Source organism: Micrococcus sp. R8502A1, from assembly GCF_006704135.1.
GTDB classification, from domain to species: domain Bacteria; phylum Actinomycetota; class Actinomycetes; order Actinomycetales; family Micrococcaceae; genus Micrococcus; species Micrococcus luteus.
Window position 1 is genome coordinate 1 of record NZ_VIGS01000053.1, and the last position, 16,067, is coordinate 16,067.

Genomic DNA, 16,067 nt, shown 5'->3' on the forward strand with positions numbered 1-16,067 from the left:
CATCCGCTGTGCGTTTTGTTATTCAGGGGACGGTGCCCCGCCGTGGCCTCCGCTTATGCGATCGTCGGCAGCGCCAGGTGTGTATAAGAGCCAGCCGTGATCCCCACCCCCGCCCTCCAGGAGCCCCGATGACGCAGACCTCTCATCCCTCCGGACCCCTGCGGGTGGTGCTGGCCGGCGGCGGCACCGCCGGCCACATCTCCCCGATGCTCGCGATCGCCCGCGCCCTGGAGGATGACGGCGGCGGCCCCGTCGAGTGCACCATGGTCGGCACCGCCTCCGGCATGGAGACGCGTCTCGTCCCCGAGGCGGGCTACGAGCTCGACCTGATCGACCGGGTCCCGATGCCGCGCCGCCCGTCGATGGACGTCGTCCGCTTCCCGGCCCGCATGCGCGCCGCGGTCGCCACGGCGGCCCGGATCCTGCGGGACCGGCGCGCCGACGTCGTCGTGGGCGTGGGCGGCTACGTCGCCACCCCCGTGTACCTCGCCGCGTTCCGGGCCGGTGTGCCCGTGGTGGTCCACGAGGCCAACGCCCGCCCCGGCCTGGCCAACCGCATCGGCGCCCTGCGGGCCACGCACGTCGGCACCGCCCTGCCGGACACCCGCCTCCGCGGCGCCCGCTGGGTGGGCATGCCGATGCGCCCCGAGATCTCCGGCCTGGACCGGGCGGCCGCCGGCCGTGCCGCCCGTGAGGCCCTCGGCCTCGACCCGGACCGGACCACCGTCGTGGTGACCGGCGGCAGCTCGGGTGCGCTGGCCGTGAACCGCACCGTGCGCGCCGCGCTGGGCGACCTCCTCGACGCCGGTCTGCAGGTCTTCCACCTGACCGGGCGGGACAAGGCCCTCACCGAGGACGACGGCAGCCTCCTGGTCCGGGACGGCTACGTCCAGCGGGAGTACCTGGCGGGCATGGAGCAGGCCTACGCCGCCGCCGACCTGATCGTCGCCCGCTCGGGCGCCGGCACGGTCTGCGAGGTGTCCGCGGTCGGCCTGCCCGCCGTCTACGTCCCCCTGCCCATCGGCAACGGCGAGCAGGCGCTCAACGCCCGCCCCGTGGTGGAGGCGGAGGGTGCGCTGCTCGTCCGCGACGACGCCTTCGGGCGCGCGTGGGTGCAGCGTCAGCTGATCCCGCTGGCGACCGACCCCGAGCGTCTGGCGCGCATGGGGGAGGCGGCCGCCCGCTTCGGCGTCCGGGACGCGGACGTCACCATGGCCGGCCTCGTGCGCTCGGCCGCCCAGGAAGGAGCCCGGCGATGAGCCGCGACGAGAGCACCCGTCCCGCGGCCGAGGGCCGCTTCGCCGACCTGGGCCGCGTGCACCTGCTGGGGATCGGCGGCGTGGGCGTGTCGGGGGTCGCCCGCATCCTCCAGGAGCAGGGCGTCGCGGTGTCCGGCTCCGACGCGAAGGACCTGCCCGTAATGCGCGAGCTCGCCGCGGGCGGCGCCCGGATCACGGTCGGCTACGACGCCGCGCACCTCGGCCGGGACGTCACCACGGTGATCGCCTCCTCGATCGCCGGGCCGGGCAACCCGGAGCACGACGCCGCCGTGGCACGCGGACTGCGCGTGCTGCACCGTTCCGAGGGCCTCGCCCTGGCCATGCGCGGCCACCGGGTGCTGGCCGTCGCCGGCACGCACGGGAAGACCACCACGTCCTCCATGGCCGCCATGGCCTTCTCCGACGCCGGCTGGGACCCCACGTTCGCCGTCGGCGCCGCCGTCGCCGGGCTCGGCACCAACGCCCGGGCGGGCCGGGGCGAGTGGTTCATCGCGGAGGCCGACGAGTCCGACGGCACCCTGGTGAACTACCCGAGCACGATCGGGATCGTCACGACCGTGGAGGCCGACCACCTGGACCACTACGGGACCGAGGAGGCGGTGCACCAGGTCTTCCGGGACTTCGCGGGCGGGCTGCCAGCCGCCGCCCAGGGCGGGGTCCTCGTGGCCTGCCTCGACGACGCCGGCGCGGCGGAGCTCGCCGCGTGGGCCCGTGACAACGCGGCCGCCGACGTCGTGACCTACGGCACGGCGCCCCGCGACGGCGTGGTGCCGGACCTGCTGGTCACCGACCTCGCGGTGGAGCCGGGCGAGACCGGAGTGGGCCAGCGCGCCACGTTCCGGATGGCGGACGGGCCGGAGCGCACCCTGCACCTGCAGGTGCCCGGCCGGCACAACGCGCTGAACGCCGCCGCCGTGGTCCTGGCCGCCGTCCGGGCGGGCATGGCCTTCGAGGCCGCCGTGCGGGGCGTCGAGGCCTTCCGGGGCACGGCCCGCCGATTCGAGTTCCGTGGCGCCGCGCGCGGCGTGCGGGTCTTCGACGACTACGCGCACCATCCCACGGAGGTGGCCGCCGCGGTCTCCGCCGGCCGTGCCGTGGCCGGTGACGCCCGCGTGCACGTCCTGTTCCAGCCCCACCTGTTCTCCCGCACCCGGGACTTCGCCGCCGAGTTCGCCGCCGCCCTCTCCGGGGCGGACGTGGTGCGCGTGCTGCCCGTGTACGCGGCCCGGGAGGAGCCGATGCCCGGCGTCGACTCGTCCCTCATCGCCTCCCGCCTCACCACGGGTGCCGCCGAGGACCGTGTCGTCGCCGAGGACCGCGCCGAGGCGGTGCGCTCGCTCGCGGCGGGCGCCACGGCCGGCGACGTCGTCCTGACGATGGGCGCGGGGGACGTCACCGCCCTGGGTCCGGACCTGCTGGCCGAGCTCGGCCGGGACGCGGCGCCCGGCGTCGCCCACCCGTGAGGCGCGGCCGCGGGACGCCGCCGGTCGCACCAGCCGGGGCCGACGCCTCCACCGTGGTCCGATTCCCGGGCCGCACCGCGCGCCGGCGCCGCGCCACGCGCTGGGGTGTGGCGGCCGCGGTCCTCGCGGTGCTGACCGCCCTGGGCTGGGTCGTGTTCTTCTCGCCCGTGCTCGCGGTGGACCGCGTCGAGGTCACCGGCACCCGCCATGTCTCCGCCGCCGAGGTCCAGGAGCGCCTGGAGCCCGTGTACGGCGTGCCGCTGTCCCGCGTCGGCGCCGGCTGTGTGGGCGAGCTGGTCGGTGGTCTGCCCGGAGTGGCCGAGGTCCAGACCGTTCCCCGCCTGCCCACCGGCCTGGAGGTCGTGGTCCGGGAGCATGAGACGCGGGCCCGGCGGGACGGCGACGACGGTGTGCAGCTGCTGCTCGCAGACGGCACCGTCCTGACGGGAGTGCCGGAGGAACGGCTCGAGGGCGAGGACCTCCCCGCGTTCTCGGAGGAGCTGGCGCAGCGGGCGCAGGAGGAGCGCGCCGAGGTGGCCGAGGTGCTGGCCGCCCTGCCGGAGGCCGTGGCGGATCGTGTCGAGACGGCCGACTCCCGGGGCCCGGGCCAGGTCCGTCTGGCGCTCGAGGGTGGGGTGACCCTGGTCTGGGGCGACGCGCAGGACGCCGGCCTCAAGGGGTCCGTGGCCGAGGCGTTCCTGGCGGACGAGCGGCACGGGTCCGCGGCGGGCGGCGTCGCCGAGATCGACGTCTCCGTGCCCACGCGGCCGATCACGCGCTGAACCGGGGCCACAGGAGTCTCCAGTAGAACGTGAAGGTGAAGGTCGGGGCGCGGGGCCTCATGCGAGTCGGGGTGCCATCACTGCGGAGGCTCGTCCTTCGAGTCTCACGTGAAAGTTGATGTTGAGGGCGTCTTTTCCGCGTGGACACGCCGTTTTCTTTTGCGCGTGACGCGGGCCTCCCAGTACGGTGGATCCGAACGCGCGCGAGGCTCGCTTCACGCTGTGCTTGAAGGTGTCCACCCCGGGTGGCCGCCGATCACCGGGGCGATGTGCCTCGCGCTGACCTCTCGAGATCTCGAACAAAGGGAACCAACACCGTGGCTGCACCCCAGAACTACCTGGCCGTCATCAAGGTCGTCGGCATCGGCGGCGGCGGCGTGAACGCCGTGAACCGCATGATCGAGGTGGGGCTCCGCGGCGTGGAGTTCATCGCCATCAACACGGACGCCCAGGCGCTGCTGATGTCGGACGCGGACGTGAAGCTGGACGTGGGCCGCGAGCTCACCCGTGGACTCGGCGCGGGTGCGAACCCCGAGGTCGGCCGCCAGGCCGCCGAGGACCACGCGGAGGAGATCGAGGAGGTCCTGCGGGGCGCGGACATGGTGTTCGTGACCGCGGGCGAGGGCGGCGGCACCGGCACCGGCGGAGCGCCCGTCGTGGCCCGCATCGCGCGCTCGCTCGGCGCCCTGACCATCGGCGTCGTGACCCGTCCGTTCACGTTCGAGGGCCGCCGTCGCGCCGGCTCCGCCGAGGCGGGCATCGACGCCCTGCGGGACGAGGTCGACACCCTCATCGTGATCCCGAACGACCGCCTGCTGTCCATCTCGGACCGCAACGTCTCGGTCATGGACGCCTTCCGTCAGGCGGACCAGGTGCTCCTCTCCGGCGTCCAGGGCATCACCGACCTGATCACCACCCCGGGCCTGATCAACCTCGACTTCGCGGACGTGAAGTCCGTGATGCAGGGCGCGGGCTCCGCGCTCATGGGCATCGGCCACGCGCAGGGCGAGGACCGCGCCGTCAAGGCGGCCGAGCTGGCGATCGCCTCGCCGCTGCTCGAGGCCTCCATCGACGGCGCGTACGGTGTGCTGCTCTCCATCCAGGGCGGCTCCGACCTCGGCCTCTTCGAGATCAACGAGGCCGCGCGACTGGTCCAGGAGGTCGCCCACCCGGAGGCCAACATCATCTTCGGCGCGGTCATCGACGACGCCCTCGGCGACGAGGTGCGCGTGACCGTGATCGCCGCGGGCTTCGACAAGGTGGACGTCACCTCCGCCCCGGCCGCCCCGCAGGCCGTGCAGCAGCAGGCGGCCCCGCAGCGGGCCGCGGCCCCCGCGCAGCCGCAGCCCGCCGCCCAGCCGCAGCCCGCCGCCCCGGCCCAGCCGCAGCAGGCCGAGCGCCCCGCCGTGCGCGGCACCGTGCCGCTGGCCCCGCAGGAGCAGCAGCCGCGCCGCCAGCAGGACCTGCCCACCGTGGTGGAGCCGGACCTCGGCGCCGGGTCCTCGGACCTGGACGTCCCGGACTTCCTCAAGTGACGGCCGCGGAGGGGCCGGCCGGGACCGCACGGGTCCCCGCTGGCCCCTTCGTGCACCGCGAGACCGTCCGCACCGCGACGGGCGCCGTGCACGTGGCCTGGACGTCCGTGGCCGCCGGCAACCTCGCGCTGCACGTGGTCCCGCCGGACGAGGCCGAGCGACTCGCGCGTGTCAGCGCCGCCCGTCGCGCCCTGGAGCGCGTGATGGGGGTCCCCGAGGACGCCACGCTCTATCTGGACCAGGTGCACTCGGCCGACGTCGTGTGGGCGGACGGACCCGGGCGCGGCGGTGCCCCGGCCCCCGTGGCCGACGCCGCCGTGAGCCGTGACGGGTCCCGTCCGCTGGCCGTCATGGTGGCCGACTGCCTCCCCGTGGTCGTCGTCGACGAGACGACCGGCGCGACCGCCGTGGCCCACGCCGGGCGGCGCGGGCTGCTGGACGGCGTCCTGGAGGCGACCGTCGATCGGCTGCTCTCCTTGCGCCCGGAGGCCGACCGAGCCGGTCCCGGCCTGCGCGCCTGGATCGGCCCCGGCGTGTGCGGCCGCTGCTACGAGGTGCCCGCGGCCATGCGCGACGACGCCGCCGCCCGCCTCCCGGCGACCGCCGCCACCACGTCCTGGGGCACCCCCGCCCTCGACCTGCCCGCCGGCGCCGCGGAGGTCCTCCGTGCCCGCGGGGTGGCCGCCGCGACGATCGACGTGTGCACGCGGGAGGACGAGCGCCTGTTCTCGCACCGTCGGGCGCCCGGTGAGGGCCGGTTCGCCGGCCTCGTCTGGCGCGCCGACCCCGACGCCACCACCCCGAGAGGAGACGCATGACCGCCCCCGCCACCGCCGGGCCGACCCCGACGGACCCCCGCGCCCGGGAGATCGCCGACGCGCTCGCCGCGGTGCACTCCCGCATCGCCGACGCCGCGCGGGACGCCGGGCGCGAGGCGGAGCCCGCGCTCGTCGTCGTGACCAAGACCCACCCCGCCGAGGACGTCGTGCGCCTCGCCGCGCTCGGCGTGACCGACGTGGGGGAGAACCGCGACCAGGAGGCCCGGCCCAAGGCCGAGGCCGTCGCCGCGGCCCTGGGGGCGGACGCCCCGCGCTGGCACTTCGTGGGCCAGCTGCAGACCAACAAGGCCAAGTACGTGGTGCGCTACGCGTCCGTGGTGGAGTCGGTGGACCGACCCGAACTGGCCGAGGCGCTCTCGCGGGCGCTCGTGCTGCGGCGCGAGCGCGAGCCCGAGGCCGCGATCCCCGACCTGGAGTGCCTCGTGCAGGTGGACGTCGACGACCGCGCCGACGAGGACCGTCCCGAGGGGATCGGTCCGCGCGGCGGCGCCCGCCCCGAGGACGTCGCCGCCCTCGCGGCCGTCGTCGCCGGCCTGCCGGGTCTGCGGCTGGGCGGGCTGATGTGCGTGGCACCGCGCGGCCTGGACCCGGAGGACGCGTTCCGCCGGCTCGCCGCTCTCGGCGCGCGCGTGCGGCAGACGCATCCGGAGGCCACCGCGCTGTCGATGGGGATGAGCGCGGACCTCGAGGCGGCCGTGCGCGCCGGGGCGACACAGGTGCGCATCGGCTCCGACGTTCTGGGGGCCCGGGACGCGGTGGGCTAACGTTGACCCCGCGCGTCCCGGCGGGACGCGACAGGACCGTGCGGACGCACGCGCACCGACGACGAACGACGGCGGCCCCCGGGGCCGGAGGACGTGGTGAAGGAAGACTCATGGCTGGTGCCCTGAAGAAGACGATGATCTACCTCGGCCTGGCCGACGGCGACGAGTACGACGAGCAGCCCCGTGCCACCGAGCGGGAGACCGCGCCCCGACACGAGGTCGTCGAGGCGCGCCGCCCCGCGGAGCCGGACACCGACCCCCACATGGAGGCCGTCCGCCCGACTGCGGTCCGCGATCCCGAGCCGGCCGAGCGGCCGGAGCCCGTGACCCCGTCCGGCTCCACCGCGGCCGATCCCGTCGAACCCCGGCGTCCGGCGCGTCCCGAGCCGGCCGACCCGGGCTACCGGGCCCCGGTGACCCCCATCAAGCGAGCCGCAGCGTCGTCTGCCGAAGGAGCCTCCGTGCACACCCTGTCCACCGTCCACCCCCGCTCCTACAACGACGCGAAGGCGATCGGCGAGGCCTTCCGCTCCGGCGTCCCCGTGATCATGAACGTGACCGACCTCGGTGAGAACGAGGCCAAGCGCCTCGTGGACTTCGCGGCCGGCCTCGTCTTCGGCCTGCACGGCTCGATCTCCCGCATCACCAGCAAGGTGTTCCTGCTGACCCCGGCCACCGTGGACGTCGTCGGCGCCGAGCAGGGCGAGTCCGGCGCGGCCGACTCCCCGTTCGACGGCGACTGAGGCGCCCATGCAGCTGCTCCTCGCCCTCGCCTACATCGCCCTGACGGTGGTGCTCGCGGCGCTGACCGTGCGGATCGTCCTGGACGTCACGCAGTCGTTCGCCCGCCACTGGCGCCCCACCGGGGCGGCCCTCGTGCTGGCCAGCGGCGTGTACGGGGCCACCGACCCGTTGCTGCGCCCCGTGCGTCGTGCCGTGCCGCCGGTGAACCTGGGCGGCATCGGCCTGGACGTGGCCTTCCTCATCGTGTTCCTCGGCGTCGTGCTGCTGCGGGTCCTGGTGCTGAGCCTGGCCGGCGTGGCCTGACCCGCGGCCCGGGGCGGTTCCCCGCCCCGGTGGTAGTCTTCGCGGCAGGATCGGCGCCGCCCCTCACCGGCGCGCCGGCCGCCGACGCGCCGGGCCGCCCGGCCGTCCCCGAGCACCGAGCAGAGAGCGAGACGGTTCCATGGCGCTGTCCTGGGAAGACGTGGTCAACAAGCAGTTCCAGCCCACGAAGTTCCGCGAGGGCTACGACCAGACCGAGGTGGATGACTTCCTCGATGAGATCGTGGCGGAGTTCAAGCGCCTGATCGCCCTCAACGAGCAGCTCGAGTCCGAGAACGCGGAGCTGCGCGCCGGCGGCGCCGCCCCCGCTGCGGACACCCCGGAGGCCGCCGCGACACCGGCCTCCGTCGAGGAGGCGGCCCCGGCCGCCGCCCCCGCGTCCGCCGACGCGGCCGCGACCTCCGCCGCCGGCGTCCTGGCCATGGCCCAGCGGCTGCACGACGAGCACGTCGCCGCGGGCGAGCAGCGCAGCACCGAGCTCGTGGCCGAGGCCGAGGCCACCGCGGCCCGGCTCATCAGCGACGCCGAGGAGCAGAAGGCCCGCACCCTCGAGGCCCTGGCCGAGGAGAAGGCCGGCCTGGAGGGCGAGGTCGAACAGCTGCGCAGCTTCGAGACCGACTACCGCAGCCGCCTCACCTCCTACATCGAGGGCCAGCTGCGCGAGATCCGCGCCCAGAAGCGCGTCGAGCCCCCCACGCCCACGGCGTGAGCCGAGCCGTCGACGCCGCGCCGGCCCCGCGATCCCCTCGCGCGGGCCGGCGAGCCGTGCTCACCGCCCTCGTCGTGGCGGTGCTGGCCTACGCCCTCGACCAGCTGACCAAGTACGCGGTCGAGAGCACGATGCAGCTGGGGGACTCCGTCACGGTGATCCCCGGGGTGCTGCGCTGGCACTACATCCTGAACCCGGGCGCGGCGTTCTCCATCGGCGAGGACCACACCTGGGTGTTCACCATCATCCAAGCCGTGGTGGCGGTCGCCGCCCTCGTCGGGATCGCCCGCGTGCGCTCGACGCCGTGGGCCCTGGCGCTGGGCGGGCTCGCCGGCGGCGTGCTCGGCAACCTCACGGACCGGCTGTTCCGGCCCCCGGCGTTCGGGCGCGGCCACGTGGTCGACATGATCTCCGTGCCGCACTTCGCGATCTTCAACGTGGCGGACTCGTTCATCGTCTGCTCCGTCATCGGCGTCGCCCTGCTCGTGATGACCGGCCGCCGCCTGGACGGCACACGGGAGGCGTGAGGACATGGGCATGAGACCGGGACTGACCGAGCGGCTCGAGGTCACCGAGGCCGAGGCGGGCCGACGGGTCGACGCGGTGCTCGCCGACGCGTTCGGCGTCTCCCGCTCGCTGCTGGCGGACTGGTTCACCCGGGGCCTGGTGCGGGCCGAGTCGCGCTCCGGCCGCCGGGACCGCGTCCTGGCCAAGTCCGCGAAGGCCGTGGCGGGGGAGACCCTCGCCGTCGACGTCCCCGACGACCCCGACCCCCTGGAAGTGAGGGCAGAGCGCGTGGACGCGCTGAGCATCCTGTACGAGGACGAGGACCTGGTGGCCGTGGACAAGCCCACCGGCGTGGCCGCGCACCCCTCGCCGGGCTGGGTCGGGCCCACCGTGGTGGGCGCCCTGGCCGCCCTCGGCTACGACATCACCACCTCGGGCGCCCCTGAGCGCCAGGGGATCGTGCACCGGCTCGACGTCGGCACCACCGGGGTCATGGTCGTGGCCAAGACCGAGCGCGCCTACACGGCCATGAAGGACCAGTTCCGCGAGCGCGTGCCGGAGAAGGTCTACCACGCCGTGGTCCAGGGCATCCCGGACCCGCTGAGCGGCACCGTGGACGCGCCCATCGGGCGGCATCCCGGCCACCACTGGAAGTTCGCGGTGCTCGAGGACGGCAGGCCGTCCGTGACCCACTACGAGACGCTCGAGGTGTTCGGCCGGGCCACCCTGCTCGAGGTCCACCTGGAGACCGGGCGCACCCACCAGATCCGCGTGCACACCTCGGCGCTGCGCCACCCGTGCGTCGGCGACCTCACGTACGGGGCGGATCCGCGACTGGCGGCCGAGCTCGGGCTGACCCGCCAGTGGCTGCACGCCCACCGGCTGGCGTTCCCGCACCCGGTCACGGGGGAGCCGGTGACGATCACCTCCCCGTATCCGGACGACCTCGCCCACGCCCTGGCGGCGCTGCGCGGCGACGAGGACTGAGCCGGCACCGTCGACGTGACCCCCGTCCCGGTCCGGCCCCGCCGCCCGGGCACCACTAGTAGGCTGGTCCGGCCCCGCCGTCCTCCCCGTCGAAAGGCCCACCCCGCATGACCGTGTCCGCCGACGCCCGCGCCGACGCCGTGAAGGACGGCGGCTTCGTCCACCTGCACACGCACACCGAGTACTCCATGCTCGACGGCGCCGCGAAGCTGGACGACCTGTTCGCCGAGGCCCAGCGGCTGGGCATGGACTCGCTGGCCATCACGGACCACGGCTACCTCTTCGGCGCCTACGACTTCTGGTCCAAGGCGACGGCGGCGGGCGTCAAGCCGATCATCGGGCTCGAGGCCTACGTGGCCCCCGGGCAACAGCACCGCACGGACAAGGAGAAGACCCGCTGGGGCGAGCCCCACCAGCGGGGGGACGACGTGTCCGGCGGCGGTGCGTACACGCACATGACGCTGCTGAGCGAGACCACCGAGGGGATGCACAACCTGTTCCGGATGGGCTCGATCGCCTCGCTGGACTCGGTGTACGCCAAGTGGCCGCGGCTGGACCGGGAGCTGCTGAGCCAGTACTCGAAGGGCCTGATCGCCACCACGGGCTGCCCCTCCGGCGAGGTGCAGACGCGCCTGCGCCTGGGCCAGTACCGGGAGGCGATGCAGGCGGCCTCGGACTTCCGGGACATCTTCGGCAAGGACAACTACTACTGCGAGATCATGCACCACGGCCTCGACATTGAGCGCCGGGTGATGACGGACCTGCGCCGGCTCGCCAAGGACCTGGGCCTGCCATTCGTGGCCACGAACGACCTGCACTACACCCACGAGCACGACGCCAAGGCGCACGAGGCGCTGCTGGCCCTGCAGTCGGGCTCGAAGCTCAACGAGCCCAGCTACGACCAGGGCGGCTCCCGCTTCGCGTTCTCCGGCACCGAGTACTACCTGAAGTCCCCGCGGCAGATGCGCGAGCTCTTCGCGGAGCTGCCCGAGGCCTGCGACAACACGCTGCTCATCGCCGAGCGGTGCGAGGTCGAGTTCGACACGAAGGCCAACTACATGCCGGTCTTCCCCACGCCGGAGGGCGAGGACGAGACCAGCTGGCTCATCAAGGAGGTCGCCTCCGGTCTGGCCTACCGCTACCCGGACGGCGTGCCGGACCACGTGCGCAAGCAGGCGGACTACGAGCTGGACGTCATCATCTCGATGGGCTTCCCCGGGTACTTCCTCGTCGTGGCCGACTTCATCAACTGGGCCAAGGAGAACGGCATCCGGGTGGGCCCGGGCCGCGGCTCGGGCGCCGGATCGATGGTGGCGTACGCGCTGCGCATCACGGACCTGGACCCGCTCAAGCACGGGCTGATCTTCGAGCGGTTCCTCAACCCGGACCGCGTGTCCATGCCCGACTTCGACGTCGACTTCGACGACCGCCGTCGCTCCGAGGTGATCGACTACGTCACCCGCAAGTACGGCGACGAGCGCGTCACCATGATCGTCACGTACGGCACCATCAAGACCAAGCAGGCCCTGAAGGACTCGGCCCGCGTGATGGACCAGCCCTTCTCGATGGGCGAGTCCCTCACCAAGGCGCTGCCGCCGGCGGTGATGGCCAAGGACATCCCGCTCAAGGACATCGAGGACCCCGCGGCCCCGCGCTACGGGGAGGCCGCGCCCTTCCGCGAGCTGATCGCCACGGACCCGGTGGCGAAGGAGGTCTTCGAGACCGCCAAGGGCCTCGAGGGCCTGAAGCGGCAGTGGGGCGTGCACGCGGCCGGCGTGATCATGTCCTCGGTGCCGGTGATCGACGTCATCCCGATCATGCGCCGCCTGCAGGACGGCCAGGTCATCACGCAGTTCGACTACCCGATGGCGGAGTCCCTGGGCCTGATCAAGATGGACTTCCTGGGGCTGCGCAACCTCACGATCATCTCGGACGCGCTCGAGAACGTGAAGGCGAACCAGGGCGTGGACCTGGACCTGGAGACCCTCGACGTGGACGACCCGGCGGCCTACGAGCTGCTGGCCCGCGGTGACACCCTCGGCGTGTTCCAGCTCGACGGCGGGCCCATGCGCTCGCTGCTGAAGATGATGCGCCCGGACAACTTCGAGGACATCTCGGCGACCATCGCCCTGTACCGCCCCGGCCCCATGGGCGCGAACTCGCACACCAACTACGCGCTGCGCAAGAACGGGCAGCAGGAGATCACCCCGATCCACCCGGAGCTGGAGGAGCCGCTGCGGGAGATCCTGGACACCACCTACGGCCTGATCGTGTATCAGGAGCAGGTCATGGCGATCGCCCAGAAGGTGGCGGGCTACTCGCTCGGCCAGGCCGACATCCTGCGCCGTGCGATGGGCAAGAAGAAGAAGTCGGAGCTGGACAAGCAGTACGAGGCGTTCCACCAGGGGATGCTGGACCGCGGCTACTCGGAGGCCGCGGTGAAGGCCCTGTGGGACATCCTGCTGCCCTTCTCGGACTACGCGTTCAACAAGGCGCACTCGGCCGCCTACGGCCTGGTCTCCTACTGGACGGCCTACCTCAAGGCGCACTACCCGGCGGAGTACATGGCCGCGCTGCTCACCTCGGTGGGCGACGACAAGGACAAGCTGGCCATGTACCTCAACGAGTGCCGCCACATGGGCATCACCGTGCTGCCCCCGGACGTGAACGAGTCCCACCTGACCTTCACCCCCGTCGGCCGGGACATCCGCTTCGGCATGGGCGCCGTCCGCAACGTGGGCGCCAACGTGGTCAAGGGCATGGTCCAGGGGCGCGAGGAGAAGGGCTCGTACACGGGCTTCGGCGACTTCCTGGCGAAGGTGCCGCTCGTGGTGTGCAACAAGCGCACCATCGAGTCCATGATCAAGGCCGGCGCCTTCGACTCCCTCGGCTACGCCCGCCGCGCCCTGCTGGCCGTGCACGAGGAGGCCGTGGACGCCACCGTGGCGCAGAAGCGCAAGGAGGACCACGGCGAGTTCACCTTCGACCTGTTCGCGCTCGGCGGCGGCGACGAGGACGACTCCGACGCCGCGGACGGCGTCGCCGTCCCGGACCTGCCGGAGTGGGCCAAGAAGGAGAAGCTCGCGTTCGAGCGCGAGATGCTGGGCCTGTACGTGTCCGACCATCCGCTGCAGGGCCTCGACGGCGTCCTGGCCCAGCACGCCGACGTCCAGATCACCCGCGTCCTCGACGACGACGGGCCCGCCGACGGCGCGATCGTCACCATCGCGGGCCTGATCACCACGCTCGAGCGCCGCATCGCCAAGTCCTCGGGCAACGCGTACGCGCGCTGCGAGATCGAGGACCTCGGCGGCTCGATGGACGTCATGTTCTTCGGCCAGGTGTACGCGCCCATCGCGATGATGCTGGCCGAGGACCTCGTCGTCGCCGTCAAGGGCAGGGTGCAGCGTCGTGACGACGGGTCGGTGTCCCTGTCCGCGATGGAGCTGACCATCCCGGAGCTCTCGGATGGCCCCGGCGGCCCCGTGCGGATCACGCTGCCCGCGTTCAAGGCCACGGAGCAGGTCATGGGCCAGCTGGCGGACGTGCTGCGCACCCACGAGGGCTCCTCGGAGGTGCGGCTGTCCCTGGTGGGCCAGCGTGCCACGCAGGAGTTCCAGCTGGGCCCGCAGTTCCGGGTGAGCCCGAACCCGGCGCTGTTCGGCGACCTCAAGATCCTGCTGGGTCCGGCCTGCCTCGGCTGAGCGGACGTAGCATGGGAGTGCCCCGCCCAGGAGGAGAGAGCTGATGCACTGCCCGTTCTGCCGCCATGAGGACTCGCGCGTGGTCGACTCACGCTCCCTCGACGACGGCTCCGCCATCCGTCGGCGTCGGCAGTGTCAGGCCTGCGGCAAGCGGTTCACGACCATGGAGACCACCGCCCTGACCGTCGTCAAGCGCTCCGGGGTGGCGGAGCCGTTCGACCGCTCCAAGGTGATCAACGGCGTCCGGAAGGCGTGCCAGGGGCGGCCGGTGACGAGCGACGACCTGGCCATGCTCGCCCAGGAGGTCGAGGAGACGGTCCGTGCCACGGGCAACGCCGAGGTGGACGCCCACGACGTCGGCCTGGCCATCCTCGATCCGCTGCGCCGTCTCGACCAGGTGGCCTTCCTGCGCTTCGCCTCCGTCTACCGGGACTTCGAGTCCCTCGACGACTTCGAGGAGGCCATCGCGGAGCTCCGGGCCGGTGACGGGGACGATCGCGGCCGTCCCGCCGTGCAGCCGCGGCTGTTCACCCGCTGACCCGGGCCGATGCGACGGCGCGGCCGGGATCGACGCTGCAGTGGTGCGCACGGCCTCCAGGCGCTACAGTGATCCCCGGGTCGACCTCGGTCGGCCCGGCAAGACTGCCGAGGGCGGTTCCGGAGGGGAAGCCGGAACCGCCCTCGGTGTCTGCGCCCTCAGTTGCCGTCGGCGAGCGAGCCGTGCGCGGCCAGGGCGGCGCCCACGATGCCCGCGTTGTTCTGCAGCTGGGCCGGGACGATCGGGGTGCGCAGGCGCAGCAGCGGCAGGTAGTCGTCCGGCCGCTTGGAGATGCCGCCGCCGACGATGAACAGGTCGGGCGAGAAGATCCGCTCCACGTGGGAGAAGAAGCGCTGCAGTCGCTCGGCGTACTCGGCCCAGCTGAGCTGATCGCGCTCCCGGGCCTTCGCAGAGGCCCGTGACTCGGCCATCACGCCGTCGAGCTCCAGGGAGCCGACCTCGAAGTTCGGGACGAGCATGCCGTCGTGGATCATCGCGCCGCCGATGCCGGTGCCGAGGGTGATCACGTGCACCAGGCCGCGCACGCCCCGCCCGGCCCCGTAGCGGGCCTCCGCGAGGCCGGCCGCGTCGGCGTCGTTGACCACGGTCACGGGGCGGCGCAGGTGCTCCTCGAACGTGCCGCGCAGGTCCGTGCCGATCCACGAGTGGTCGATGTTGTTCGCGGACAGGCACACCCCGTCCTTGACGATCGAGGGGAAGCACACGCCCAGCGGGGCGGAGGGCTTCGGCGCCTTCTCGCGCCCGTCGAGCTCGGCGGTGATGGCCGCCAGGGTCGCCGCCACGGGCTCGGGCATGGCCGTCTGCGGCGTGGGGATGCGGAAGCGGTCCCCGCGCAGGGTGCCCGCCTTCGGCCCCGACCCGAGGCGGACCAGGCCGCCCTTCATGCCGGTCCCCCCGACGTCGATGCCGATCGTCGTGGGGTATTTGGAGGAGCGCTGGGCGGTGCTGGTGTGCGTCGTCACGGCCCCCAGCTTAGTGCCGAGTCACGGCAGCGTGAGAATCTCCGCGCCGTCGTCCGTGACCACGATCGTGTGCTCGAACTGCGCGGTGCGACGGCGATCGCGGGTCACCACGGTCCAGCCGTCGTCCCACTGGTCCCACTCGATCGTGCCGAGGGTGAGCATCGGCTCGATGGTGAACACCATGCCGGGCACGAGCAGGCGGTCGTGGGCCGGGGCCGCGTCGTAGTGGGGGATCACGAGGCCGGAGTGGAAGTCCACGCCCACGCCGTGGCCGATGAAGTCGCGCACCACGCCGTAGCCGAAGCGCTTGGCGTAGGACTCGATGGCGCGGCCGATCACGTTGACCTGACGGCCGGGCTTCACGGCGCGGATGCCGCGGCGCAGGGCCTCCTCGGTGCGCTCGACGAGCAGCCGGGACTCCTCGTCCACGTCGCCGACCAGGTAGGTGCGGTTGTGGTCCCCGTGGACACCGTCCAGGTACGCGGTGATGTCCAGGTTGACGATGTCCCCGTCCTCCAGGACGGTGCCGTCCGGGATGCCGTGGCAGATGACCTCGTTGATCGAGGTGCAGATGGACCGCGGGAAGCCGCGGTAGCCCAGGCAGGACGGGTAGGCGCCGCGCTCCACGAGGAAGGCGTGCGCGATCCGGTCCAGCTCGTCCGTGGTGACGCCCGGGCGGATGTGGGCGGCGGTGTGCTCCATGGCCTGCGCGGCCAGGCGGCCGGCGGCGCGGATCCGCTCGACGCCGGCGGCGTCGTAGACGTCCGAGGCCTTGCCCTCGTCCGGGGTGGCCTTGCCCGGTCTCTTATATCCATCTGACGCAGCCGACGAACGCTTCAGTCGCGATCATAGGGGGAGACAGCTCATTTTAAACAAAAAATTAAAGATACATTAACAAATCCGCAGCAGTA

General features: G+C 73.1%; 15 protein-coding genes. 13 read left to right on the forward strand and 2 right to left on the reverse strand.

The window, feature by feature from the left end; all coding sequences use genetic code 11:
- The first annotated feature begins 128 nt into the window (after positions 1 to 128).
- From murG to nrdR, 13 genes are all read left to right on the forward strand, one after another.
- The gene (gene murG, locus FLM69_RS09345) at positions 129 to 1,259 is read left to right on the forward strand and encodes an undecaprenyldiphospho-muramoylpentapeptide beta-N-acetylglucosaminyltransferase (protein WP_041102719.1); all 1,131 of its coding nucleotides are present in this window, start codon (positions 129 to 131) and stop codon (positions 1,257 to 1,259) included.
- Positions 1,256 to 2,743 (forward strand): UDP-N-acetylmuramate--L-alanine ligase, encoded by a 1,488-nt coding sequence (gene murC / locus FLM69_RS09350; RefSeq protein WP_060974016.1) that lies wholly within the window; start codon positions 1,256 to 1,258, stop codon positions 2,741 to 2,743. The genes murG and murC overlap by 4 nt, the downstream gene beginning before the upstream one ends.
- A gap of 53 nt (positions 2,744 to 2,796) precedes the next feature.
- Positions 2,797 to 3,525, forward strand: coding sequence for a cell division protein FtsQ/DivIB (locus FLM69_RS09355; protein WP_051995230.1), 729 nt, complete (start codon positions 2,797 to 2,799; stop codon positions 3,523 to 3,525).
- A 317-nt stretch (positions 3,526 to 3,842) separates the two neighbouring features.
- Positions 3,843 to 5,060: a cell division protein FtsZ gene (gene ftsZ, locus FLM69_RS09360; RefSeq protein WP_036314171.1), complete on the forward strand. Its 1,218-nt coding sequence runs from the start codon at positions 3,843 to 3,845 to the stop codon at positions 5,058 to 5,060.
- Positions 5,057 to 5,878, forward strand: a complete 822-nt coding sequence (locus FLM69_RS09365) for a polyphenol oxidase family protein (RefSeq protein WP_141843990.1) — start codon at positions 5,057 to 5,059, stop codon at positions 5,876 to 5,878. Before ftsZ ends, FLM69_RS09365 begins: the two co-directional genes overlap by 4 nt.
- A complete protein-coding gene (locus FLM69_RS09370) occupies positions 5,875 to 6,663 on the forward strand; it encodes a YggS family pyridoxal phosphate-dependent enzyme (RefSeq protein WP_061867225.1) in 789 nt (262 codons plus the stop codon). Before FLM69_RS09365 ends, FLM69_RS09370 begins: the two co-directional genes overlap by 4 nt.
- A gap of 110 nt (positions 6,664 to 6,773) precedes the next feature.
- Entirely contained in the window at positions 6,774 to 7,406 is a 633-nt protein-coding gene (sepF, locus tag FLM69_RS09375) for a cell division protein SepF (protein WP_061867226.1), read from the forward strand.
- Positions 7,407 to 7,413: 7 nt separating this feature from the next.
- A complete protein-coding gene (locus FLM69_RS09380) occupies positions 7,414 to 7,710 on the forward strand; it encodes a YggT family protein (RefSeq protein WP_010078509.1) in 297 nt (98 codons plus the stop codon).
- Between the two features lie 139 nt (positions 7,711 to 7,849).
- On the forward strand, positions 7,850 to 8,437 hold the full coding sequence (locus FLM69_RS09385) for a DivIVA domain-containing protein (RefSeq protein ID WP_141843992.1): 588 nt from the start codon (positions 7,850 to 7,852) through the stop codon (positions 8,435 to 8,437).
- 56 nt (positions 8,438 to 8,493) lie between these two features.
- Entirely contained in the window at positions 8,494 to 8,964 is a 471-nt protein-coding gene (gene lspA / locus FLM69_RS09390) for a signal peptidase II (RefSeq protein ID WP_141843996.1), read from the forward strand.
- Between the two features lie 4 nt (positions 8,965 to 8,968).
- On the forward strand, positions 8,969 to 9,931 hold the full coding sequence (locus FLM69_RS09395; protein ID WP_134377109.1) for an RluA family pseudouridine synthase: 963 nt from the start codon (positions 8,969 to 8,971) through the stop codon (positions 9,929 to 9,931).
- A gap of 107 nt (positions 9,932 to 10,038) precedes the next feature.
- The gene (gene dnaE, locus FLM69_RS09400; protein ID WP_141843994.1) at positions 10,039 to 13,635 is read left to right on the forward strand and encodes a DNA polymerase III subunit alpha; all 3,597 of its coding nucleotides are present in this window, start codon (positions 10,039 to 10,041) and stop codon (positions 13,633 to 13,635) included.
- A 43-nt stretch (positions 13,636 to 13,678) separates the two neighbouring features.
- A complete protein-coding gene (gene nrdR, locus FLM69_RS09405; RefSeq protein ID WP_002855838.1) occupies positions 13,679 to 14,173 on the forward strand; it encodes a transcriptional regulator NrdR in 495 nt (164 codons plus the stop codon).
- 158 nt (positions 14,174 to 14,331) lie between these two features.
- Here the strand turns inward: nrdR and ppgK are convergent, their stop codons facing one another.
- Together ppgK and map are read right to left on the reverse strand one after the other, a co-directional pair.
- Positions 14,332 to 15,156 (reverse strand): polyphosphate--glucose phosphotransferase, encoded by an 825-nt coding sequence (gene ppgK / locus FLM69_RS09410; protein ID WP_044659513.1) that lies wholly within the window; start codon positions 15,154 to 15,156, stop codon positions 14,332 to 14,334.
- Between the two features lie 21 nt (positions 15,157 to 15,177).
- Entirely contained in the window at positions 15,178 to 15,996 is an 819-nt protein-coding gene (gene map, locus FLM69_RS09415; protein WP_255502796.1) for a type I methionyl aminopeptidase, read from the reverse strand.
- Positions 15,997 to 16,067 lie beyond the last annotated feature (71 nt).

Bases quoted from the DNA above. Each gene is read 5' to 3' on its own strand.
- FLM69_RS09380 (WP_010078509.1), top strand. From the start codon at position 7,414: ATGCAGCTGCTCCTCGCCCTCGCCTACATCGCCCTGACGGTGGTGCTC.
- dnaE (WP_141843994.1), top strand. From the start codon at position 10,039: ATGACCGTGTCCGCCGACGCCCGCGCCGACGCCGTGAAGGACGGCGGC.
- FLM69_RS09385 (WP_141843992.1), top strand. From the start codon at position 7,850: ATGGCGCTGTCCTGGGAAGACGTGGTCAACAAGCAGTTCCAGCCCACG.
- murC (WP_060974016.1), top strand. From the start codon at position 1,256: ATGAGCCGCGACGAGAGCACCCGTCCCGCGGCCGAGGGCCGCTTCGCC.
- nrdR (WP_002855838.1), top strand. From the start codon at position 13,679: ATGCACTGCCCGTTCTGCCGCCATGAGGACTCGCGCGTGGTCGACTCA.
- sepF (WP_061867226.1), top strand. From the start codon at position 6,774: ATGGCTGGTGCCCTGAAGAAGACGATGATCTACCTCGGCCTGGCCGAC.
- FLM69_RS09395 (WP_134377109.1), top strand. From the start codon at position 8,969: ATGGGCATGAGACCGGGACTGACCGAGCGGCTCGAGGTCACCGAGGCC.
- murG (WP_041102719.1), top strand. From the start codon at position 129: ATGACGCAGACCTCTCATCCCTCCGGACCCCTGCGGGTGGTGCTGGCC.
- FLM69_RS09370 (WP_061867225.1), top strand. From the start codon at position 5,875: ATGACCGCCCCCGCCACCGCCGGGCCGACCCCGACGGACCCCCGCGCC.